This is a genomic window from Streptomyces sp. NPDC021212, assembly GCF_044332925.1.
GTDB lineage: Bacteria > Actinomycetota > Actinomycetes > Streptomycetales > Streptomycetaceae > Streptomyces.
The window spans coordinates 116813-138720 of record NZ_JBIRPZ010000015.1 but is presented as its reverse complement, the minus strand read 5'-3'; the positions used below and the strand labels follow the sequence as shown (position 1 = coordinate 138720).

Sequence of the window (21908 nt, the reverse complement as noted above, 5' to 3'; positions counted from 1 at the left end):
TGCCTCGTTTCCTGTCGTGCCATTCCTGCGGTTCACGCGGTTCGCACGCTCCGCAGGCCGGCGGCCAGCAGTTCCACGAAGCTCACGTCCTCCCGGGCGACACCGAAGACCTCGGCGCGCTGCAAGGTCCGCTCGGCCCAGGCCCGGTGCGGTTTCACCTCGTTCATTTTGTTGGTGTACGCGGAGCGCAGCACACCGCCCCCGCAGACCTCGGGTTCGAGGATGTCCACCGCGTCGCTGAACTCCTCGTGGCTGACGACGGACAGGGCGTGCACCGGGGCGACATGGGTGGGGTGGATGCAGGTCTTGCCCTGGAGCCCGTTGGCCCGGTCCAGTTCGATCTCGCGCAGCAGCCCGTCCATGTCGTGCTCGATGAGCGCGGCGCGCAGCGATTCGGCGCGCCCGGAGAAGGGGCTGCGCCGCAACTGCGGCTTGAACATGCGCTCGTGCTGCTTGAAGTACTCCCACACCGGCCCGGTCACGGTGAATCCGGTGCCGTCGGCCCGGCCCAGCATGTTCACCACGTCGCCGATGACGGAGGCGACGAGCTGGACGTCGTACGCGGTCATGTCGGGCGCCCGGCGCAGCCCGTACGCCGAGCACAGGTCGGTCACCCCGAGCCGCAGGGCCAGCACCCGCTCCCGGTATTTGTCGACGATCCGGCCGATCCCGGCGAGGGTGTCCGTGCGGGTCTCACGGTGCATCAGCTCGGGCGACTCCAGGACCGGCATCGCATACAGTCGCCGACCCCCCAAAACCTCGACCACCTCACGGTTTTCGGCCGATATCAGCGCCTCCAGGAACGGAACGCCGCGCTCCTCGGTGAACTTGGGCAGTACGAATCCGGACAGCAGCCGCACGGCCGGTCCGAGCCGCCGGACGAGGCCGACGATCTGCTCGGGGGTGCGGACCCGGATGAAGAGCAGCGGCAGATCGGTGTCCATGCCGCGCCCGGCGAGGGCGGTGAACTGCCGCACGAGGTTCTCCTCGGCGCCCGGCACCTCGGCGTCGTGGATCGAGTCCTCCAGGCACAGCACCATGGAGACAACGCCACGACCTGCCTGTTTGACGATGTCGTCGGCGAGGGCGGGCCGGGTGGCGGGACTGTAGAGGGTGGCGCCGAGAGCGACGGCGAGGATCCGGGCCGGTGAGTCGACCGAGAATTCGACGGGCTGCTGGTGGAAGAGGCGCGTCCGCACCTCGTCCGGCAGATGTCCGAAATGCCGCATGTTTCTCCCCGTACTGCCGGTTCCCCACCCAGGCCAGACGACCCTCGCGTGGCCGATTATCGTACGTCTGGGCCTAGGTCAAAAGTTCCCCAAGCCCGTGAAAATCACGTAACTCCTGCGCGTCGCTCCGGTATCCGGCATGCCGGTCCCGCCACATCCCACCAGCGCCGCCCCGCCCCCCTGCGTTGTCGCGGCACCCTGCGGGAGGGCAGGATTACAGCCATGACGCACGCGATGCTGAAGGGATCGAACATCCCGCTCGAGGCCACGGCCATACGCGCGGTGCTGCGCTGGACCCCCGGCACGGACGTCCCGGACGTCGACGCCTCGGCGCTGCTGCTGGGCGGGGACGACCGCGTGCGCTCGGACGAGGACTTCGTCTTCTACAACCAGCCACGGCACCCCTCCGGTCTGGTCCGGCACCTGCCCAAGAAGCGGGCGCCCGAGGGGCTGACGGACACCATCGAGGCCGATCTGACCGGGCTGGAGCCGCAGGTGCACCGGGTGGTGCTGGCGGCGTCGGCGGACGGCGGCACCTTCGGGCAGGTACGGGATCTGAGCCTGCTGCTGTACGACGCGTCGCCGTCGGCCGCCGAGGAGCCGCTGGCGATCTTCGCGGTGCTGCCGGAGACCGGCCAGGAGGCCGCGCTGATCTGCGGCGAGCTGTACCGGCGGGGGGACAGCTGGAAGTTCCGCGCGCTGGGGCAGGGCTATGAGTCCGGGCTGGTCGGGCTGGCCACGCAGTACGGCATCTCCGTGGACGACGGCGAGGGCGCGGACGCGGACCCGGAGCAGGGCAACGGACCGGGCAACGGACCGGGCAACGGACCGAGCGCCGACGAACCGGAGGCCATCGCCGAGCCGCCCGCCTCGCCGACCCCCAGCCAGGCCGAGACGACCGCTCTGCCGCCGCAGGCGCCCCAGCCGCTGCCGCAGCCCGACCCCTGGGACCCGCAGGCCACCCAGCCGCTCTCCGCCGCGCAGGCCGCCACCACGGGCGTCACGACCGGCGCACCCGGCGACGGCGACTACTACCTGCCCCCGCGGCCGCCCGTACCGCCGCACGCCCCGGCACCGGCCTATCCGCAGCCGCCCGCCCAGCCCCCGGCACAGCCCGCGTACGGCTATCCGCAGCAGCCGTCGTACGGATACCCGCAGCAGCCCGCGTACGGCTATCCGCAGCAGGTGCAGCGGACCGATCCGCCGCCCCCGCCGCCGCTGCCGATGCCGTTCCCGGACCCGAACTTCACGCTGCCGCCGCAGGGGCCGCAGTTCCAGAACCGGTAACGCGGCCGCCGGGGGCCACGGCTACACCTTCGACTTGTAGCCGCGGCCCCACTGGAGGCCCCACCCGTACAGCCGGTCCAGCTCGGCCTGGAAGCCGTACACGTACTTCACCTCGCGGCGGACGACGATCTCGCCCTTGACGTTCTCCAGCATGACCACGGCGCAGGAACGGGCCTGCGGGGCCCGCTCGTCGAGCGAGATCTCCACCCGCGGACCGTTGCTGGGGAAGAGCGTGACCATGCCGTGCGTACGGTCGAAGGCGGGGGTGCCGTCGTAGATGTAGACGAAGACGAGCAGACGCTTGATGTCGTCCTTGTGGTCCAGATTGATGTAGATCGTCTCGCCCATGCCGGAGCCGAACCGGTCATCCCCGCTGAGCTTGACGTACGGCGCCTCGTTGAGGTTGCCGAAGAAGTCGCCGAGTGGCTGGACCACGCCCTTGGCGCCGCTCTTCAGCTCGTACATGACGGCCAGGTCCAGGTCGACGTTGACCATGGCGGGCCCCTGGGCCTGCACCACCTGCGGCTTGAACATCTGCAGCGGGTGGCGCAGCAGACTGGGCCCCTTGTTGTTGAAGTCCGAGGTGCGCATCTGCCAGGACAGATTGATCCGCAGGTTGCCGCTGGCGGCGCCCTGCTTGGTCAGCGAGATGGTCGAGTTCCGCTTGGTCAGCTCGACCGCGCCGGTCGCGTCGCCGCTGTCGAACTCGCGCCACGCGGACCGCCCCCAGTTGCTCCAGAACGCCATCGTGCGCACCCCCACCCTTCGTGGCTCTCACTGCCTCAAAGCTGCTCAACCGCAGCGGGACGGCCGGGAGGTCGGAAGACCTCGGCCGCCCCGCTGAGAGCGTTCCTCAAACGCCGGTGCGTCACACCCGGAGGTCAGACTCCGGACGTGACTTCCGATTTCTCCTCTGATCCGGATCCGCCGCTCTGCGCCTCCCGGCGGTTGCGGACGACCGAGGACCAGTACGAGGCGCCGATGAGGGCGACGCCCACCACGCCGGTGATGACCTCGTTGATCTCGTACTTGATGGTGACCAGCAGGATGACGGCCAGCGCGCCGATCGCGTAGTGCGCGCCGTGCTCCAGGTAGACGTAGTCGTCCAGGGTGCCCTGGCGGACCAGGTAGACGGTCAGCGACCGGATGTACATCGCGCCGATGCCGAGACCCAGCGCCATCTCGAAGATGTCGTTGGTGATCGCGAAGGCGCCGATCACGCCGTCGAAGGAGAACGAGGCGTCGATGACCTCCAGGTAGAGGAACATGAAGAACGCGGCCTTGCCGGCCAGGCCGACCACCGTGGCGCCGCTGCTGCCGCGCACGGGCTTCTCGCCGGCCTCGTCCCTGCCGTCGGCACCGTCCGCGCCATCTTCATCGTCTTCGTCCTCTTCGAGCTTGTCCTCGAAGAAGCTGGAGATACCGCCGACGATCAGGTACGTCATCAGACCGGCGACCCCGGACAGCAGCACGGTCGCGCTCTTGTCGCCGCCGCCGTGCGGCACCTCGGTGGCGAACGTGGTGGCGGTGATCAGCAGCACGGCCATGGCGATGACGACCGAGAAGGTGTCCAGCTTGCCGAGCTTGGACAGCGGCTTCTCCAGCCAGCCCAGCCAGCGGATGTCGCGCTCCTCGAAGATGAAGTCGAGGAAGATCATCAGCAGGAACATCCCACCGAACGCGGCGATCGCCGGGTGGGCGCCTGTCACCAGGTGTTCGTACTTTTCCTTGTCGTTGATCGCGAGGTTCACGGCCTCGATCGGCCCCAGCTTCGCCGTGATGGCGACGATGACCACCGGGAAGACCAGACGCATGCCGAAGACGGCGATGAGAATGCCGACGGTCAGGAAGATCTTCTGCCAGAAGGCATTCATCTTCCGCAGGATGCCCGCGTTGATGACCGCGTTGTCGAATGAGAGCGAGATCTCCAGGATCGAGAGGATCCCGACGATCGCGAGCCCCTTCCACCCCCAGAGGACGCCGGCCAAGGCCAGGCCGATCGCCGTGACGGCGAACGACCAACCAAAGGTTTTGAGGAGCACTGGCAACCCAATCCTTCTACGTACGGTCTCCCCCGCGCCTGGATACGCGGCTTTACGAAACGTTGACCCCGAAGTCTAGAGCGATACCCCGGAGGCCCGACGCGTACCCCTGCCCCACCGCACGGAACTTCCACTCGCCGTTGTACCGGTAGACCTCGCCGAAGATCATCGCGGTCTCGCCGGAGGCGTCCTCGGAGAGGTCGTAGCGGGCCAGCTCATTGCCGTCCGCCTGGTTCACCACGCGGATGAACGCGTTGCTGACCTGCCCGAACGTCTGGCGCCTGGTGTCCGCGTCATGGATCGAGACCGGGAAGACGATCTTGTCGACCCGCTCCGGGACCTTGGTGAGGTCGATCAGCAGCGACTCGTCGTCGCCGTCGCCCTCGCCGGTGAGGTTGTCGCCGGTGTGCTCGACGGAGCCCTCGGGGCTCTTGAGGTTGTTGTAGAAGATGAAGTAGTCATCGCCGAGCACCCGCCCGGACTCGCACAGCAGCGCGCTGGCGTCGAGGTCGAACGGTGCTCCGGTGGTGGAGCGCGCGTCCCAGCCCAGGCCGACGAGCACCTGGGTGAGATTCGGCGCGGCCTTGGAAAGGGAGACATTGCCTCCCTTGGCGAGCGTAACGCCCATGATCCTGGTCCCTCCCCGGGGTAGTGCGTGGTGCGACACGCATCCGGCGCCGCACTCCCGCCCGTCGAGTGCAGGGGTGCGGCGCCGGACGTGGCGGCCGCGGCGGGCCCGGCCGGCGGCTTGCTCTCCGGCCGGGCGCCACGGCCGGTTCAGACGTTGACGCCGAAGTCCTGCGCGATGCCACGCAGCCCCGAGGCGTAACCCTGACCGATGGCGCGGAACTTCCACTCCGCCCCGTTCCGGTACAGCTCGCCGAAGACCATGGCGGTCTCGGTGGAGGCGTCCTCGGAGAGGTCGTAGCGGGCCAGCTCATTGCCGTCCGCCTGGTTCACCACGCGGATGAACGCGTTGCGCACCTGGCCGAAGCTCTGCTGGCGGGTCTCGGCGTCGTAGATCGACACCGGGAAGACGATCTTGGCGACATCGGCCGGGACGCCGGCCAGGTTCACCTTGATCTGCTCGTCGTCGCCCTCGCCCTCACCGGTGATGTTGTCACCGGTGTGCTCGACGGAGCCGTCGGGGCTCTTGAGGTTGTTGAAGAACACGAAGTTCTGGTCGGTGCCGACCTTGCCCTCGTTGTTCGTCAGCAGGGCACTGGCATCGAGGTCGAAGTCAGTGCCCGTGGTGGTACGGGCGTCCCAGCCCAGACCGACGACCACCGCGGTCAGGTTAGGGGCTTCCTTGGTCAGCGAGACGTTGCCGCCCTTGCTGAGGCTGACTCCCACGAGTCCTCCCAATAAGGTTCGTCAGGAGCACTGCGTGCCCCTATCTGCATAAGGTTTCCCACCAGGATCAACGCGTCGATCCTAGTGAGCGGTTCCCGCTCGATACAGGCGTATGACCGCCCGATTACAGGCTCTCGAGGGCCTTGGCGTAGTCGTTGAGGTCCCGGGCGTCGGGCAGGCCGTTGACGACCGTCCAGCGGACCACGCCCTCCTTGTCGATCACGAAGGTGCCGCGCACCGCGCAGCCCTTCTCCTCGTCGAAGACGCCGTAGGCGCGGCTGGCCTCGCCGTGCGGCCAGAAGTCCGACAGCAGCGGGTACTCCAGCCCCTCCTTCTCGGCGAAGACCCGCAGAGTGAAGGGCGAGTCGTTGGAGACCGCGAGCAGCTGCACGTCGTCGTTGACGAACGTCGGCAGCTCGTCGCGGAGCGCGCACAGCTCGCCGGTGCACACGCCGGTGAAGGCGAACGGGTAGAAGAGGAGAACGACGTTCTTCTCGCCCCGGAAGTCGGAGAGCCGGACCGACTCGCCGTGCTGATTCTTCAGCTCGAAGTCCGGAGCCTTCGTACCGACCTCTATGGCCATGGGAGCCATCCCTTCACATCAAGAATCGACTGATCACGGCCCACCCTACGCGCCGAGCCCCCCACCGAAAGGGAACGGCGGGGGGCTCGGTTGTGTAGGTCCTTCGGCCTCAGCGCTTGCCCGAACGGGCGGCCTTCGGAGTGACCAGGCGGCTGCCGGTCCAGTCCTTGCCCGCGTTGAAGCTCTTCGTCTGGGACAGGCCCGCGGTGGTCGCGGCCTCGTTGATGTCGCTGGGCTCGACATAGCCGTCACGCCCGGTCTTGGGCGTCAGCAGCCAGACCGGGGCGCCGTCGTCGATCATCTGGATGGCGTCCACCAGCGCGTCCGTCAGGTCGCCGTCGTCCTCCCGGAACCACAGCACAACGGCGTCGGCCACATCGTCGTACTCCTCGTCGACGAGCTCCTGGCCGGTGATCTCCTCGATGGCCTCGCGGAGCTCCTGGTCGACATCGTCGTCGTAGCCGATCTCCTGGACCACCTGTTCGGGCTGAAAACCCAGCCTCGCGGCAGGGTTGGTCCGCTCCTCCGCGTGGTCCGCGGTCGCGCTCACGGATTGCCTCCTGTCATCTTTCGTTCACTCTTCGGATCTGAGCAGCCCGCGCGCGTACGCGAGGCATGGGGCGTAGTCCACACGGGCCGGGCGGATCGCGCAAGTACCCGGCCAGCGATCCCGCCCAAACGTTGACGTCTCGCCGCAACTCCCATCAGGGAGGAACGGCACGGAACGGCGCACGACTGCCCGGATTACCCCGTTATGCCCAGCTTACGTGTGTGTATCGACACCCTACGCCGCCCGGAGCCGAACGGCCGTACGCAGGCACCCCCGGACGTGGGCGTAAGGTTGCGATTTGGCCGTCGCGACGCCGATCGCATGCCGACCGGCACCGTCCGGCCGGGTGGACGCCCGTCTCACCAGCCTGTGGTTACCAATCGGTAGAGGTGACGTATCCCGCACCCGAGGTACACGATGGAGAGCGGCGCGACAGTCGCAGAGCACGTATCCATGTCCGTGCACAGCACGACCGAAAAGCGAAGGAATAGCGTGGCTTCCGGATCAGATCGCAACCCGATCATCATTGGCGGCCTTCCCAGCCAGGTCCCGGACTTCGATCCCGAAGAAACCCAGGAATGGCTCGACTCGCTCGACGCAGCCGTCGATGAGCGAGGCCGGGAACGGGCCCGCTACCTGATGCTCCGCCTGATCGAGCGCGCCCGCGAGAAGCGTGTGGCCGTGCCCGAGATGCGCAGCACGGACTACGTCAACACCATCGCCACCAAGGACGAGCCGTTCTTCCCCGGCAACGAGGAGATCGAGCGCAAGGTCCTGAACGCGACCCGCTGGAACGCGGCGGTGATGGTCTCCCGTGCGCAGCGCCCGGGCATCGGTGTCGGCGGCCACATCGCCACCTTCGCCTCGTCCGCCTCGCTGTACGACGTGGGCTTCAACCACTTCTTCCGCGGCAAGGACCAGGACAGCGGCGACCAGATCTTCTTCCAGGGTCACGCCTCCCCCGGTATCTACGCCCGCGCCTTCCTGCTCGACCGGCTGTCCGAGGACCACCTGGACGGATTCCGTCAGGAGAAGTCCAAGCTCGGTCACGCGCTGTCCAGCTATCCGCACCCGCGGTCGATGCCGGACTTCTGGGAGTTCCCGACCGTCTCGATGGGCCTCGGCCCGCTCGGCGCGATCTACCAGGCCCGGATGAACCGCTACATGGAGGCGCGCGGCATCGCCGACACCTCCAACTCCCACGTCTGGGCGTTCCTCGGCGACGGCGAGATGGACGAGCCCGAGTCGCTGGGCCAGCTGTCCCTGGCCGCCCGCGAGGGCCTGGACAACCTGACCTTCGTGGTCAACTGCAACCTGCAGCGGCTCGACGGCCCGGTGCGCGGCAACGGCAAGATCATCCAGGAGCTGGAGTCGCAGTTCCGCGGCGCCGGCTGGAATGTGATCAAGCTGGTGTGGGACCGCACCTGGGACCCGCTGCTCGCCCAGGACCGCGACGGCATCCTGGTCAACAAGCTGAACACGACGCCGGACGGCCAGTTCCAGACGTACGCCACCGAGACCGGCTCGTACATCCGCGACCACTTCTTCGGTGACGACCAGCGGCTGCGCAAGATGGTCGAGGGCATGACCGACGACCAGATCCTGCACCTGGGCCGCGGCGGTCACGACCACAAGAAGATCTACGCGGCGTACGCGGCGGCCAAGGCCCACAAGGGCCAGCCGACGGTGATCCTCGCCCAGACCGTCAAGGGCTGGACGCTCGGCCCGAGCTTCGAGGGCCGCAACGCGACCCACCAGATGAAGAAGCTGACGGTCGACGACCTCAAGGGCTTCCGCGACCGGATGCACCTGCCGATCCCGGACAAGGAGCTGGAGTCCGGCGTTCCGCCGTACTACCACCCGGGTCCGGAGTCCGAGGAGATCCAGTACATGCACGACCGCCGCAAGGCGCTGGGCGGCTACGCGCCGACCCGTGTCGTGCGCGCGAAGCCGCTGCAGCTCCCCGGCGAGAAGGCCTACGCGGCGGTCAAGAAGGGCTCCGGCCAGCAGCAGATCGCCACCACCATGGCCTTCGTGCGACTGCTGAAGGACCTCATGCGGGACAAGGAGATCGGCAAGCGCTTCGTGCCGATCGCCCCCGACGAGTACCGCACCTTCGGCATGGACTCGCTCTTCCCGTCCGCCAAGATCTACAACCCGCTGGGCCAGCAGTACGAGTCCGTCGACCGTGAGCTGCTGCTCGCCTACAAGGAGTCGCCGACCGGGCAGATGCTGCACGACGGCATCTCCGAGGCGGGCTGTACGGCCTCGCTGATCGCGGCCGGTTCGGCGTACGCCACGCACGGCGAGCCGCTGATCCCGATCTACGTCTTCTACTCGATGTTCGGCTTCCAGCGCACGGGTGACCAGTTCTGGCAGATGGCCGACCAGCTCGCGCGCGGCTTCGTGCTGGGTGCGACCGCCGGCCGTACGACCCTGACCGGTGAGGGCCTCCAGCACGCGGACGGCCACTCCCAGCTGCTGGCCTCGACCAACCCGGCGGTCGTCGCGTACGACCCGGCGTTCGGCTTCGAGATCGCCCACATCGTGCAGGACGGTCTGCGCCGGATGTACGGCGAGAACAGTGAGGACGTCTTCTACTACCTCACCGTCTACAACGAGCCGATCCGCCACCCGGCCGAGCCCGAGAACGTCGACCGCGAGGGCATCCTCAAGGGCCTGTACCGCTTCAAGGAGGGCGAGTCCGGCACCCACCGGGCCCAGATCCTCGCCTCCGGCGTCGCGGTGCCGTGGGCCGTGGAGGCCCAGCGGATGCTGGCCGAGGACTGGGACGTCCGTGCCGACGTCTGGTCCGCCACCTCCTGGAACGAGCTGCGGCGCGACGCGGTGGAGACCGAGGAGCACAACCTGCTCCACCCGGAGGAGGAGCAGCGCGTCCCCTTCGTCACCCGCAAGCTCAGCGATGTCGAGGGCCCGAAGGTCGCCGTCTCCGACTGGATGCGCGCCGTCCCGGACCAGATCGCCCGCTGGGTCCCCGGCACGTACCAGTCGCTCGGCGCCGACGGCTTCGGCTTCGCCGACACGCGCGGCGCGGCGCGGCGCTTCTTCCACATCGACGCCGAGTCGATCGTGCTGGGCGTGCTGACGGAGCTGGCGAAGGACGGCAAGATCGACCGCTCGCTCCTGAAGCAGGCCATCGACCGCTACCAGCTCCTGGACGTGACCGCCGCCGACCCGGGCCCCGCGGGCGGCGACGCGTAGCCGACGAAAGCGCCGGGCGGGCTGGAAATCCAGCCCGCCCGGCGCTTTGCCGTACCCGGGTGCGCGGGGCTTCTTCCCCCACCCCGGCCCCTTCCCGCAGCACGGATATGCGGCTCCGCCGCGTGGGGTGCCCCGCCCCGGACCCCGGCGCACGGTCACAACGAGGCGGCCCGGCACACCCCGCAACCCCGCGCCCGCCCGGGCCCCGGCCCACCGGACACACACCGAGCCCCGCTTCGGGCACGGGCCCCGACCCCGCAAAGCCTTGGTCCCGGGCCCACCCGCGGATACACCCGGCCCCACCGGCAAGACACCGAGCCCCGGTCCGGGCACGGCCCCCGACCCCGCAAGTCCCCGGACCCGCCCGGGAACACAACCGAGCCCCGGTCCGGGCACGACCCCGGCCCCGCGAGGTCGGGGGCTGGCCCTTCCACGGCTTACGACCGCCCGGGGGCACGCCCCCGTCCGCTCGGGGTCCAGGGGCCGGCCCCTGGTTCGGGAAGGGGCGGGGTGGGGCACAAACCCCGGCGCCCGCTCACCGCTCCCAGATCTTGAAGGCCCGGACCTGGTAGGCCGTTTCGGGGGTCCAGGAGCCGGTCGGGTAGGTGCGGAATTCGCCCGTCTCGGCGCACTCCGCGCTCTGGTACGCCGTCACGGGGCGTCCCGTGCGGTTGGCCAGGGACGCGGCGGAGGCGCCCCGGGGCAGGGGGACGCAGCTTTCGATGTCGGTGTCGGACAGTTCATGGACCTGGCGCGCCCCCGTGAAGGCCGCCTTGTGCCAGAGGCACAGCTGCCCCGTGGCGCAGCTCCCGAGCCGGGGCGCGGGCGCCGCCGCGTGGGCGGGGGTCAGGGCGCAGGCCAGGGCGAGGGTTGCCGTGGCCAGGATGGTCTTGCGCATGTGGATCACTCCCCGTGATGTGGAAATACGAACGGGAGCCAGCCTGTCGGCCGACTCCCGTCCCCACTACGGGGTCGCTCAAGGTCCACCCGGATAGGGGGCTTGACCCTGAGAGGTCAGATGTGCACGCCCCCGCCACCAGCCTCCGCGTTCTCACCGCGCTTGGTGAGCACCGCGACCAGCGCCGCGACCGCCGAGACGACGGCGGCGACGGTGAAGGCGAGTCCCATTCCCGACACGAACGTGTCATGCGCGACGCTCGTGATCTTCCCGAGGATCTCCGGCGGGGTGCCCTTGGGCGCCGGCGGCATGCCGACCGCGACGGCGTCGGACGCCTTGGCCGCCTGCTCCGGCTTCAGGGGCGGCAGTCCTGCCTTGGCCCACTTGTCCGGCAGGGTGTCGTCCACCCTGCCCGCCATGACCGCGCCGAGGACGGCCGTACCGAGGCTGCCGCCGACCTGCATGGCGGCCTGCTGGAGGCCGCCCGCGACACCGGCGTGCTCGAGCGGCGCGTTGCCGACGATGACCTCGGTGGCGCCGACCATCACGGGGCCGAGGCCGAAGCCGAGGAGGGCGAACCACACGGACATCTCGACCGTGCCGGTGCCGACCTCCAGCCGGGAGAGCCCGAACATGGAGACGGCGGTCAGCGCCATGGCCGTCACCAGCGGGCCCCGCGGCCCGAACTTGGTGATCAGCACGCCGGCGATCGGCGAGGAGACGATCATCGTGGCGGTCAGCGGCAGCAGGTGCAGACCGCTGTTGACCGGGCTCATGCCGTGCACGTTCTGCAGGTAGAAGGTGACGAAGAACAGCCCGCCCATGAAGCCGAAGGCCATGAGCACCATCAGGATCGTCCCGGCGCTCAGCGGCACCGAGCGGAAGATGGACATCGGCAGCAGCGGCTCGGCGGTCCGCTTCTCCCAGAACACGAAGACGACGAAGCAGACGGCCGCGATGCCGAGGAACCCCAGCGTGCTGGAGCTGCCCCAGCCCCAGTCGGTGGCCTTGATGAGCGCCCAGATCAGGCAGAACATGGCGCCGGACAGCAGCACGATGCCGGGGATGTCGAAGGACCTCGGGGCGTTCTCGGCCCGGTGGTCCAGGAGGATGACCAGGCCGAGGACGAGGGCGAGGATGCCCACGGGCAGGTTGATGAAGAAGACGGACTGCCAGTTGACGTGCTCGACGAGCAGACCGCCCACGATGGGTCCGGCGGCAGTGGAGGCGCCGATGACGGCGCCCCAGATACCGATCGCCATGTTGAGTTTCTCGGCGGGGAAGGTGGCGCGCAGCAGGCCGAGCGCCGCGGGCATCAGCAGCGCTCCGCACAGCCCCTGGAGCACCCGGAAGCCGACGACGAGCGCCACGTCGCTGGAGAAGCCGATGGCGGCGGAGGCGGCGGCGAAGCCGACGACGCCGATGAGGAAGGTCTGCCGGTGGCCGAAGCGGTCACCCAGCTTGCCCGCGGTGATCAGCGCGACCGCGAGGGCCAGCAGATAGCCATTGGTGATCCACTGGACGTCGGCGAGCGAGGCGCCGAGGTCCTTCTGGATGGCCGGGTTCGCGATGGCGACGATCGTGCCGTCGAGGGCGACCATCGTCACGCCGATGGCGACGGTGAAGAGCGTCAGCCAGGGATGACCCCGCAGCCCCTTCGGGGGATCCGATATGGAAGGTTCCGGCGCCCTATCGGCGACGGTGGTCTCAGACGTCATGCCCGGAGGCTAATGTCAGCGTCTGACAATTGACAAACTGATGCATCAGCTGGTCTCTGTCGTGTTGGCCACAGGTATGGTGGCCTGCCGAAACGCGACAGAAAGCGAGCACGAGAGGTGACAGCGGACGAGGCGGTGGCGCCGCCACCGACCGGACTGCGCGAACGCAAGAAGCAGCGGACCCGCGGCGCACTGGTGCGCTCGGCGCTGGATCTGTTCACCTGTCAGGGGTACGACCACACGACGGTGGACGAGATCGCGGAGTCGGTAGACGTCTCGCAGCGCACCTTCTTCCGGTACTTCGCCAACAAGGAGCAAGTGGCCTTCGCCACCCAGGACTCGGCGGAGTCGCACTTCTTCGCGGCGCTGTGCGCGCGCCCCGCCCACGAGGCCCCGCTGGCCGCCCTGCGCAACGCGGTCCTCGACGCGTGGAGCACCATCGGGGACGCCATCGAGGAGCTGGTTCCGGCCGAACTCCACATGCGGATGTACCGGGTGATCGAGTCGACGCCCGCGCTGCTCGCCGTCCATCTGCGCCGCACCGCGGAACTGGAGGAGCGGATCGCCTCGGAGATCGCCCGCCGCGAGGGCCTCGACGTCTCCGTGGACCCCCGGCCGCGGCTGCTGACCGCGATGTTCGGTGGCGTGATCCAGATCGCCGGGAAGCTGTGGGGCGAGGGCGACGACGACTCCACGGACGCCCTGCGGGACATCACCGCACATCACCTGGACTACGTGGGTCCGGCCCTCGCCGAGAACTGGCGCGGCGAACAGTAAAACCGAACAGTAAAACCGACAAGAGCCATCAAAGGCATCAAATCCGACATAAGTTTCCGTCAAAACCGCACCCTCAAACGTGATGTACGTCACGGCATTTGGCACCTGTGGGCACGCTTCTCCTAGGGTGTCCCGCGGTGACTTCCTTCTCGGAGCTCGGCTCTCCCTCCCCTGGTTCCACCGCCTGGCGCGCTCTGCTCGCCCTTGCGGTGGTGTTCGTCCTGCTCGCCACCACCGGCTGGACGGCCATACGGAGCCACAGAGGAGGCGCTGACCCGCTCGCCGCGTCGGTCGGCGCCTGGCGCCACGGAACCCTCGACGGTCACGCGCTGCCCGATCCGTACGCCTCGCCGCGCTTCCTCGGCCGCTGGCTGGATTCGCTCACCAAGGGCCAGCGCACCCGTCTCGTCCACCGCTATCCGCTGGTCGTCGGCAACCTCAACGGCGCTCCGGCTGCGCTGCGCTACCGCGCCAACCGGATCGCGCTGACCCAGGCCCGGGACATCGAGCGCCGGAGGATGTACGACAACGAGCTGACCCCCCTCGGGCGCCATGACGCCGGGCGGCGCATGCACCGGTACGAGGACCTGCTGAGCGGGCACCGGCAGATCTACTCGTTCGACCCCGCGGGCGCCGGCCGGGCCGCCGAGGTCTTCGGCGACCTCGCCCACGCCCGCCATGTCTCGGTCGTGGTGCCCGGTGTGGACACCAACATCCTGACCTTCCAGAAGTCCGAGCGGCCGTACACCGCCACCGTCGGCATGGCCCGCGCGCTCTACCACGACGAGCGCGCCGAGGCCCCGGACACCAGGACCGCCGTGATCGCCTGGGCCGACTACACCTCGCCCGCCGGCATCGGCATGGACGCGGCCACCGGCAAGCTCGCCGCCCAGGGCGCACTGCGGCTGCGCGCGCTGGTCAACGCGCTGCCGCCGCCGGCCCGTGTGTCGCTGATGTGCCACAGCTACGGCTCGGTGGTGTGCGGGGTCGCCGCCCGCGATCTGCCGTCCAAGGTCACCGACATCGCGGTGGCCGGCAGCCCCGGCATGCGGGCCGACCGCGCCTCGGAGCTGGGCACCGGCCGCCGGGTGTGGGCGATGCGGGACTCCGGCGACTGGATCCAGGACATCCCGCACCTGGAGGTCGGCGGCCTCGGCCACGGCGCCGACCCGCTCTCCTCCGGCTTCGGGGCCCGCGTCCTGTCCGCCGCCGGTGCCCAGGGGCACGCCGGGTACTTCACCCCCGGCACCACCAGCCTGGACAACTTCGCCCGGGTCGGGGTCGGCCGGGTCAGGACCGTGAGCTGCGGGGACGGTGCCGCGTGCACCACAGGACTGAGCTGACCCGCGGATGAGCGCGCGAACATCGGGAGGTGGGCACCCGGAATCCACGCACCTGCCTCGGGGAAGTCGTTTGACGCGCGTAGCACTCAAGGGGGGACGGGCGGGCCACCGCCGCATACGATGAGCCGCATGGGTGATGTGCTGGCCGGTTTTCAGACCGTCTGGGAGTTCGACACCGACTCCGTGCTCATCCGCTTCGAACGGGGGATCCGCACGCCGAAGCTGCTTCAGGCGCTCGGCGAACGCCACATCCCCTACGAAGCGCTGTCCGCGGTCGATCTCGCTCCCGGTAAACGCGGAACAGTGGTGCTGCGCGCGGTGCCCAGACCCGGCGCCGATCCGCTGATGGACGTCGCCGACGGGCAGCTCAGGGAGGGGTACGACCCGTACCGCCTGGTGCTGCCCGCCGAGCGCGCGTCCCTCGCCGAGTACTACGCCGACGAGATACGCGGTGCGCTCGGCCCCGGCGCCGACACCGCCGCCGAGTCCCATCTGGTGGCGGCGCCCGCGCCGCCACTGTCCTTCAAGGCGTACGACGGCAAGGCGTCCTTCGACGGCAAGGCGGTGTCCTTCCGCTGGTTCTGGACGGGCGCGTCCTCGGCGAAGTGGAAGGCCGGGGACCAGCGGTTCCGGATCGACGAGCTGGCCGGGGTGGAGTGGCGCTCGCCCGAGAACAGGGGCTCGGGCGGCGCGGCCGCGAAGACGTCGGGCACGGCACCGGCGGAGGATCCGGAGGCGCCGGGAGCGGACGCGAAGGGCCCGGCGGGCAAGGGCACGACGGGTGCCAAGGCATCGCCCCCCAGGAGCGGCCGCCACGGCCATCTGCGGCTGGTGCCGCGCGCCACCGAGGACCAGCCCGCGGGCCGTCCCGACCACGACCCGGCGGCCGTGGTGTTCGGGATGGGGTACGGGCTCGTCCACGAGTCCCTGCCGTTCGCCGCCGCCGTGCTGGAGGCCGTACGGGCGTCCGCCCCCGCGCCGTGTGCCGAGGGCTCCCCCGCGCCCGCCCACAACCCGGCCCCGGCGCGCCGCGACCCGGCCGACATCGCCGACCGCATCCGGCACCTGGGCGAGCTGCACACGGCGGGGCTGCTGACGGACGAGGAGTTCAGCACGAAGAAGGCCGAGCTGCTGGCGGAGCTGTAGGCGAAGAGGGTGTTCGGGGGATGGGCCCCCTACCCAGGTATGAGCCATAAATCGACTCCCAGGTATGACGTGCGCCCAGGGGCGCCGCCCCTACGCTGAGGCGACCATGCCCTCACCCTCCCTCACGGGGATCTCCCCCGGCGCCGCGTCCACCGCGCACGAGAGCCTGCCCGCGGCCGCCCGGCGGCAGGCGGGCAGCCTCGCCCGGGCCCTGACGACCCCCAGCTATCCGGCGACCCCGCTGCTCGCGGGGGCCTCCCGACCCTGGCTGCGGAGGGTGCCGTACGCCGTCGCGATGATCCTCACCGCCGTCCTGGTCCCGGTCACGGCCCAACTCCTGACCAACGACTACGGGGTGAGCGGGGGGCTCGCCACCCTGCTGGGGCTGGCCCAGGCCACGCCGCTTCTGCTGGCGGTCACCCGTCCCCTTCAGGCGTGGTGGATCGTCTTCCTCGCCGATGTGATCACCGCGCTGGTGGTGCTGGGCACCTCCGACCTCCACCACCGCGTCTGGCCCTGGCAGCCGCCCGCCATCGTCGGCTACCTCTTCCTCCTCCTCGCCCTCGCGCTGCGCGAACCGCGCCGCACGCTGGTGGCGGTGTGGCTGGTCACCGGGGGCTCCGGGCTCGTCCTCGGCATGGTGTTCCAGACCAAGAGCGACGGCAGCAATGTGCTGCTGTTCGTGCTCAGCGGCGTCGTGCTGCTGGTCGGCGGCGCGCTGCGGGAGCGCGGCGACGTCCAGCGGCGGCTGGCCGAGCAGGAGACCATCAGCGAGGCCGAGCGGGCCCACCGGACGCTGCTGGAGGAGCGCGCCCGTATCGCCCGCGAGCTGCACGACGTCGTCGCCCACCACATGTCGGTGATCACGGTGCAGGCGGACAGCGCCCCGTACCGGATCGGCGGGCTGCCGCCCGAGGCGGAGCAGGAGTTCGGCACCATCGCCGCCACCGCCCGCGAGTCCCTGGCCGAGATGCGGCGGCTGCTGGGCGTGCTGCGCAGCGAGGAGACGCGCGGCGAGCGCACCCCGCAGCCGGGGCTGCGTCAGGTGCCGCAGCTGGTCGAGGCGACGGTGCGGGCCGGGATACCCACCGAGCTGACCATCGGCGACGACGTGGCCGGCCTCGGCGCGCTGCCGCAGGCCGTGGACCTGTCCGCGTACCGGATCGTGCAGGAGGCGCTGGCCAACGTCGTGCGCCACGCCCCGGGCGCCGCCACCCGCGTCTCGGTCTCGGCGGCCGAGGGCGGCTCCGGGCTGACCCTGCTCATCGTCAACGGCCCTCCGGCCGAGGCCCCGGCCAAGCCCCTGGAGACCAGCGGCACCGGCCACGGCCTGGTGGGGATGGTCGAGCGCGTCCGTCTCGTCGACGGCATGCTCGACACCGGCCCGCTGCCGGACGGCGGCTTCCGGGTGGCGGCCCGGCTCCCCCTCGTCGATCCGGAAGAATCGGACTCATGACCATCCGCGTGATCATCGTCGACGACCAGGCCATGGTCCGGGCGGGCTTCGCCGCGCTGCTCGCCGCCCAGAGCGACATCGACGTGGTCGGCGAGGCCCCGGACGGGCGCCAGGGGGTGGACGTCAGCCGCAACACCCACCCGGACGTCGTGCTCATGGATGTCCGCATGCCCGAGATGGACGGCCTGGAGGCCGCCCGCCGGCTCCTCGAACCACCCCGCGGCGTCACCCACCGCCCGAAGGTGCTCATGCTCACCACCTTCGACGTGGACGACTACGTCTACGAGGCCCTGCGTGCCGGCGCCAGCGGCTTCCTCCTCAAGGACGCCCCGCCGGCCGACCTGATCTCGGCCGTCCGCGTCGTCGCCGCGGGCGAAGCGCTCCTCGCCCCCTCCGTCACCCGCCGCCTGATCGCCGAATTCGCCCGCCAGCGCCCGGCCCCCCGCCGCAACAGCTCCCTGCTGCGCCGCAGCGGGCTCACCCCGCGCGAGACGGAGGTCCTGGAGCTGATCGCGCGCGGCCTGTCCAACCAGGAGATAGCGGAGTCGCTGGTCCTCGCCGAACAGACCGTCAAAACCCACATAGGCCGGGTCCTCGCCAAACTCGGCCTCCGCGACCGCGCCCAAGCGGTGATCTTCGCGTACGAGTCGGGCCTGGTGACCCCGGGCAGCGGCTAACGCGGCCGGCGCCCCAGGACGACCCCGCGCCCGGCGTAGAACCGTTCGAGAACCGCCCAGGGCACCCGGTGGTACTCCTGGGAACGCCCCGGGAATCCCGACGGGTTGTGCAGCGCGACGCCCTCGGGCCCGGCCCCCACCGCGAGCACCAGATGCCCGCCCCGGTGCGGGGGCTCCGGGTCGAGCGTACGGATGGAAAAGTGCACCGACAGCATCACCAGCCGCCCGCTCGCCACCTCGGCAGCGATATCGCCGACGCCCAACTCGGGTCGCGCCTCGGCGTACAGGCCCCAGCGCCGGACGACCCAGTCGGCGAACGGCGCGTAGATCAGCCCCTTGACGGTGGTCTCCCCGGTCCGCACGTACGCCCCCGCGTCGAGCGCGTCGCGCAGCAGCGGAATCGACGGCGGCACGGGATGCCCGAAGTGGTCCAGCGCTATCCGCAGACAGGCCATCCCGCAGATGCGCGCCGCCCAGAACCCGTACTCCTCCCGGCTCCCGGCCCCGCTCTTCTGCCACAGCGGATCGTCGGCCGACGCCCGGGCGCCCGTCACGAACTCCGGCACGAGGTCCGCGGATTCCCACTGCGCGTAGTAGGGCACGTGATGCGTCGTCGACGCGGCGTCGGTCATGGCCCACAGTCTGCCGCGGCGAGGCCGGTCAGGGCGTTGTGGCGGGTGGTGCGACATCATGTCCGGTTTCCGGGTGGTGGGCGCGCTCGGCGAGGAGGACGTCGCGGAGCGCCGTCTGCTGCCCGAGGTCGAGGGGGCGCTCGCCGCCCCGGGGGCGGAGAACGGCCCCCGGCCCGGGGACCGCGCCCCCGACGCGCCCTGTCGCGGCGCCGACGGCCGGTGCGTGCGGCTGTTCGACATCCAACGCGGCGGCCACTGGACCCTCTTCGGCTTCGGCGTATGCCCCCGGCCGCCCCACCCCGCCGTCCGCGCCGTGGAGATCGGCGACGACATCACCGACGCCGGCGGCCACGCCCGCCGCGCGTACGCCGCCACCGACGGCGAGCTGGTTCTCGTCCGCCCCGACGGGCACATCGGCGTCCGTACCCACGACCCAGCGGACATCGCCGCCTACCTGCACGCCCTCCTGCCCTCCTCATCCGGGTGATGAGCGAGGATGTGCCGCACGGCGAGCGTCATCCGGAGGGAGCGGATCATGGGAATGTCCGGGTTCTGGGCGGTGGGTGCGCTCGCCGACGAGGACGTCGCGGAGCTGGCGCCGCGAGCGGTCCCGGCGATCGAGGCCACGGCGGCCCGCGCCCTCGCGGTGGGCGCCTGGAAGCGCTGGGAGCGGGATGTCGCCCACGGGGACGGGGCGGTGCCGGTGTGGCGGCCCGACGGGTACAACACCGAGGAGGCGCTGCATCTTTACGGCTTGGTCAACGACTCCGCCTTCGACGCCATGGACTCGACCTGGGAGCTGCACGTGATGGAGTGGTGGGACCGTTTCGACGACAGCGTCGATCCGTACATCACGTCCGTCCGCAAGGGCAACCCGGTGGCGGCCCTCTTCCACGGCCTCGGCCCCGTCCGTGCGGCGGCGCTGCCCGGGTGGGCGGGCGACGCGGTGTTCACGTCCGCCGAGGTACGCCGTCTGCTGCCCGCGGTCGAGGGGGTGCTGGCCCTCACGGGGGCCGAGCGCGACCGGGTAGTAGCCCGGATCGACGACTGGCTGTGCGACGAGGAGCCGGAAGAACTCCTCGACGGGCCGCTGCGGGTGTGGCGGGATACGGCGAAGGCCGGGGCGGGGCTGCTGGCGTCGCGCATCTGGTTCTGAGCGGCAGCGCCCCGCGCACCCCCTACCCCGGTATGACATCCGATGTGGCACCGGGGGTTGACGCCCCGCCGCATACCGGCTCCCTACCTTTCCCTCCGCCACCCAACGGAAGAGGGAAACCGCGGCCATGTCCCAGACGCTACGCACCAGGCACTACGCCCGACGCCTGATCACGGCCGCGCTCACCATCACCGTCATGGCGGGAACGGCCGGGTGGACCGTGGCGCACGAGGAGCAGGCCGTCACGGGGCCGCCGCCGGGGACCGACAGCTGGCTGGCCGATCACTCGCTGGGTGGGCGGGAACTGCCGGACCCGGAAAGGGTGTCGCCCGCCCGCATCGCCCGGTTCTTCGACGGGCTCGGCCACGCCCAGCGGCAGGCGCTGGTCATCCGGCACCCCGAGGTCGTCGGCAACCTCGACGGCGCGCCGCTTCGCTTGCGTTACGCGGCCAACGCGCGGGCCATCCGGGCGGCGCGGAACGCGGAGCGGAAGGCGGATCCGGACAGCGCGCTGGCCGAACGGTACGACGCGCTGCTCGCGCCCGGGCGGCAGATCCTGGCGTTCGATCCGCGCGGGCGCGGGCAGGTCGCCGAGGTGTACGGGGACCTGGCGACGGCGCGGCGTACGGCGGTCGTCGTGCCGGGGTCGGACATCGACCTGGCCGACTTCGACCGTACGCACGACCGGTACGGCGCCCCCGCCGGGATGGCGAAGTCGCTGCGGGCGCAGCTGGCGCGGGACGCGCCGGGGACCCGTACCGCCGTGGTGGCGTGGGTGGGGTACACCACCCCGCTCGGGCTCGGGCCGGACGCGGCGACCGACCGGCTGGCGAAGGCGGGGGCGCCGCGGCTGGACCGCTTCCTGGCCGGGCTGGCGGTGACCACGGCGGGGACCGCCGACGCGCCGCCCACCGTGTTCTGCCACAGCTACGGCTCGGTCGTGTGCGGGGTGGCCGCGGCCGCGATGGACCGTACCCGGGTGTCCGATCTGGTGGCGTTCGGCAGCCCCGGCATGGGCGTGGACGACGCCGATGAGCTGGGCACGGAGGCGCGGGTGTGGGCGGCGCGGGACGGCTCCGACTGGATACGGCGGGTCACCGGCTACGACTTCATGGGGCTGGGCCACGGCGAGGACCCCACGGCCTCCGCCTTCGGCGCCCGCGTCGTATCCGCCGACCAGGCCGACGGCCACACCGGCTATTTCGCCCCGGGCACGGATTCGTTGCGCAACTTCGCGCGGATCGTCCTCGGCGACTTCGGGGCGGTGCGGTGCGGCCACGCGGCGCAGGAGGAGGACTGCCGTCACGACCTCGTCGACCTCGTATGACGGCTTATTGAGCCCTGCGCGCTTCGGCGTAGATGCCGATCTTGTAGTCGAGGACGTCGAGCGTGCTCTCCAGCTCGGCGATCCGTTCCAGGACGTTCGCCCGGTGCTCGGTCAGCAGCTCCTCGCGTGCGGCGAAGGTCTGCTCGCCCTCCCGTACCAGCTCGGCGTAGCGGACCATGTCCGCCACCGGCATTCCGGTCAGCCGCAGCTTGCCGACGAGGTCGAGCCAGTCGAGGTCGCGGTTGGTGAAGCGGCGCTGGCCGGTGTGGGTGCGGTCCACGTGCGGCATCAGCCCGATCCGCTCGTACCAGCGCAGGGTGTGCGCCGTCAGCCCGGTGTGCGCGGCGACCTCGCTGATCGTGTACCGGTCCTGGCCGGTCGGCCGGGGATGCGGTCGGCGGCCCACGCACGCGCGCGGCCTCGCCAACGCCGGAGCTCGCTCCAGGTCCTGTTCCATCACGGTCATGCCGTTCCACCCTTTCGCCGTCGCCGATGCGCGAAGCCCACGACCC

General features: G+C 70.5%; 21 protein-coding genes. 10 read left to right on the top strand and 11 right to left on the bottom strand.

Annotation, left to right across the window (positions count from 1 at the left end; translation table 11 throughout):
- Positions 1–32: 32 nt before the first annotated feature.
- Positions 33–1229 carry an HpcH/HpaI aldolase/citrate lyase family protein gene (locus ACH4SI_RS33850; RefSeq protein ID WP_398302555.1) on the bottom strand — a complete coding sequence of 399 codons (1197 nt, stop codon included), beginning with the start codon at positions 1227–1229 and terminating at the stop codon, positions 33–35.
- Positions 1230–1451: 222 nt separating this feature from the next.
- Between ACH4SI_RS33850 and ACH4SI_RS33845 the strand changes: the two genes are divergently transcribed.
- Entirely contained in the window at positions 1452–2516 is a 1065-nt protein-coding gene (locus ACH4SI_RS33845; RefSeq protein WP_398302553.1) for a TerD family protein, read from the top strand.
- Positions 2517–2537: 21 nt separating this feature from the next.
- Here ACH4SI_RS33845 and ACH4SI_RS33840 read toward each other — a convergent pair whose 3' ends face one another.
- The 6 genes from ACH4SI_RS33840 to ACH4SI_RS33815 all read right to left on the bottom strand — a co-directional run bounded on the left by ACH4SI_RS33840 (position 2538) and on the right by ACH4SI_RS33815 (position 7044).
- Positions 2538–3263: a Tellurium resistance gene (locus ACH4SI_RS33840; RefSeq protein WP_398302551.1), complete on the bottom strand. Its 726-nt coding sequence runs from the start codon at positions 3261–3263 to the stop codon at positions 2538–2540.
- 134 nt (positions 3264–3397) lie between these two features.
- Positions 3398–4558, bottom strand: a complete 1161-nt coding sequence (locus ACH4SI_RS33835) for a DUF475 domain-containing protein (RefSeq protein ID WP_398302549.1) — start codon at positions 4556–4558, stop codon at positions 3398–3400.
- A gap of 52 nt (positions 4559–4610) precedes the next feature.
- On the bottom strand, positions 4611–5186 hold the full coding sequence (locus tag ACH4SI_RS33830) for a TerD family protein (protein WP_398302547.1): 576 nt from the start codon (positions 5184–5186) through the stop codon (positions 4611–4613).
- Positions 5187–5335: 149 nt separating this feature from the next.
- Positions 5336–5911: a TerD family protein gene (locus ACH4SI_RS33825; RefSeq protein ID WP_398302545.1), complete on the bottom strand. Its 576-nt coding sequence runs from the start codon at positions 5909–5911 to the stop codon at positions 5336–5338.
- Positions 5912–6035: 124 nt separating this feature from the next.
- Positions 6036–6494 carry a peroxiredoxin gene (locus ACH4SI_RS33820; RefSeq protein ID WP_398302543.1) on the bottom strand — a complete coding sequence of 153 codons (459 nt, stop codon included), beginning with the start codon at positions 6492–6494 and terminating at the stop codon, positions 6036–6038.
- Positions 6495–6603: 109 nt separating this feature from the next.
- Positions 6604–7044, bottom strand: a complete 441-nt coding sequence (locus ACH4SI_RS33815) for a DUF3052 domain-containing protein (RefSeq protein ID WP_009718270.1) — start codon at positions 7042–7044, stop codon at positions 6604–6606.
- A 492-nt stretch (positions 7045–7536) separates the two neighbouring features.
- Between ACH4SI_RS33815 and aceE the strand changes: the two genes are divergently transcribed.
- Complete coding sequence (gene aceE / locus ACH4SI_RS33810) at positions 7537–10266, top strand: pyruvate dehydrogenase (acetyl-transferring), homodimeric type (RefSeq protein ID WP_398302540.1); 2730 nt, start codon at positions 7537–7539, stop codon at positions 10264–10266.
- Between the two features lie 535 nt (positions 10267–10801).
- Here aceE and ACH4SI_RS33805 read toward each other — a convergent pair.
- Both ACH4SI_RS33805 and ACH4SI_RS33800 read right to left on the bottom strand, forming a co-directional pair.
- Positions 10802–11164: a peptidase inhibitor family I36 protein gene (locus tag ACH4SI_RS33805; RefSeq protein WP_398302538.1), complete on the bottom strand. Its 363-nt coding sequence runs from the start codon at positions 11162–11164 to the stop codon at positions 10802–10804.
- Positions 11165–11280: 116 nt separating this feature from the next.
- Positions 11281–12882: an MFS transporter gene (locus ACH4SI_RS33800; RefSeq protein ID WP_398302536.1), complete on the bottom strand. Its 1602-nt coding sequence runs from the start codon at positions 12880–12882 to the stop codon at positions 11281–11283.
- A gap of 117 nt (positions 12883–12999) precedes the next feature.
- Between ACH4SI_RS33800 and ACH4SI_RS33795 the strand changes: the two genes are divergently transcribed.
- The 5 genes from ACH4SI_RS33795 (at position 13000) to ACH4SI_RS33775 (ending at position 18281) form a co-directional block, all read left to right on the top strand.
- Positions 13000–13659 (top strand): TetR family transcriptional regulator, encoded by a 660-nt coding sequence (locus ACH4SI_RS33795; protein WP_398302534.1) that lies wholly within the window; start codon positions 13000–13002, stop codon positions 13657–13659.
- 137 nt (positions 13660–13796) lie between these two features.
- Entirely contained in the window at positions 13797–15002 is a 1206-nt protein-coding gene (locus tag ACH4SI_RS33790) for an alpha/beta hydrolase (protein WP_398302532.1), read from the top strand.
- 129 nt (positions 15003–15131) lie between these two features.
- The gene (locus ACH4SI_RS33785; protein ID WP_398302530.1) at positions 15132–16148 is read left to right on the top strand and encodes a DUF4429 domain-containing protein; all 1017 of its coding nucleotides are present in this window, start codon (positions 15132–15134) and stop codon (positions 16146–16148) included.
- Between the two features lie 106 nt (positions 16149–16254).
- A complete protein-coding gene (locus tag ACH4SI_RS33780) occupies positions 16255–17604 on the top strand; it encodes a sensor histidine kinase (RefSeq protein ID WP_398302528.1) in 1350 nt (449 codons plus the stop codon).
- Complete coding sequence (locus ACH4SI_RS33775) at positions 17601–18281, top strand: response regulator (protein ID WP_398302526.1); 681 nt, start codon at positions 17601–17603, stop codon at positions 18279–18281. Before ACH4SI_RS33780 ends, ACH4SI_RS33775 begins: the two co-directional genes overlap by 4 nt.
- Here ACH4SI_RS33775 and ACH4SI_RS33770 read toward each other — a convergent pair.
- Entirely contained in the window at positions 18278–18913 is a 636-nt protein-coding gene (locus ACH4SI_RS33770; RefSeq protein WP_398302524.1) for a hypothetical protein, read from the bottom strand. The two genes, ACH4SI_RS33775 and ACH4SI_RS33770, sit on opposite strands and share 4 nt — an antisense overlap.
- 58 nt (positions 18914–18971) lie before the next feature.
- Here ACH4SI_RS33770 and ACH4SI_RS33765 point away from each other — a divergent pair, with 58 nt between their 5' ends.
- From ACH4SI_RS33765 to ACH4SI_RS33755, 3 genes are all read left to right on the top strand, one after another.
- Positions 18972–19400 (top strand): hypothetical protein, encoded by a 429-nt coding sequence (locus ACH4SI_RS33765; protein ID WP_398302522.1) that lies wholly within the window; start codon positions 18972–18974, stop codon positions 19398–19400.
- Between the two features lie 48 nt (positions 19401–19448).
- The gene (locus ACH4SI_RS33760) at positions 19449–20069 is read left to right on the top strand and encodes a hypothetical protein (RefSeq protein ID WP_398302520.1); all 621 of its coding nucleotides are present in this window, start codon (positions 19449–19451) and stop codon (positions 20067–20069) included.
- A gap of 127 nt (positions 20070–20196) precedes the next feature.
- On the top strand, positions 20197–21396 hold the full coding sequence (locus ACH4SI_RS33755) for an alpha/beta hydrolase (RefSeq protein ID WP_398302518.1): 1200 nt from the start codon (positions 20197–20199) through the stop codon (positions 21394–21396).
- A gap of 4 nt (positions 21397–21400) precedes the next feature.
- Here ACH4SI_RS33755 and ACH4SI_RS33750 read toward each other — a convergent pair whose 3' ends face one another.
- Positions 21401–21862, bottom strand: coding sequence for a MerR family transcriptional regulator (locus ACH4SI_RS33750; RefSeq protein WP_398302516.1), 462 nt, complete (start codon positions 21860–21862; stop codon positions 21401–21403).
- Positions 21863–21908 lie beyond the last annotated feature (46 nt).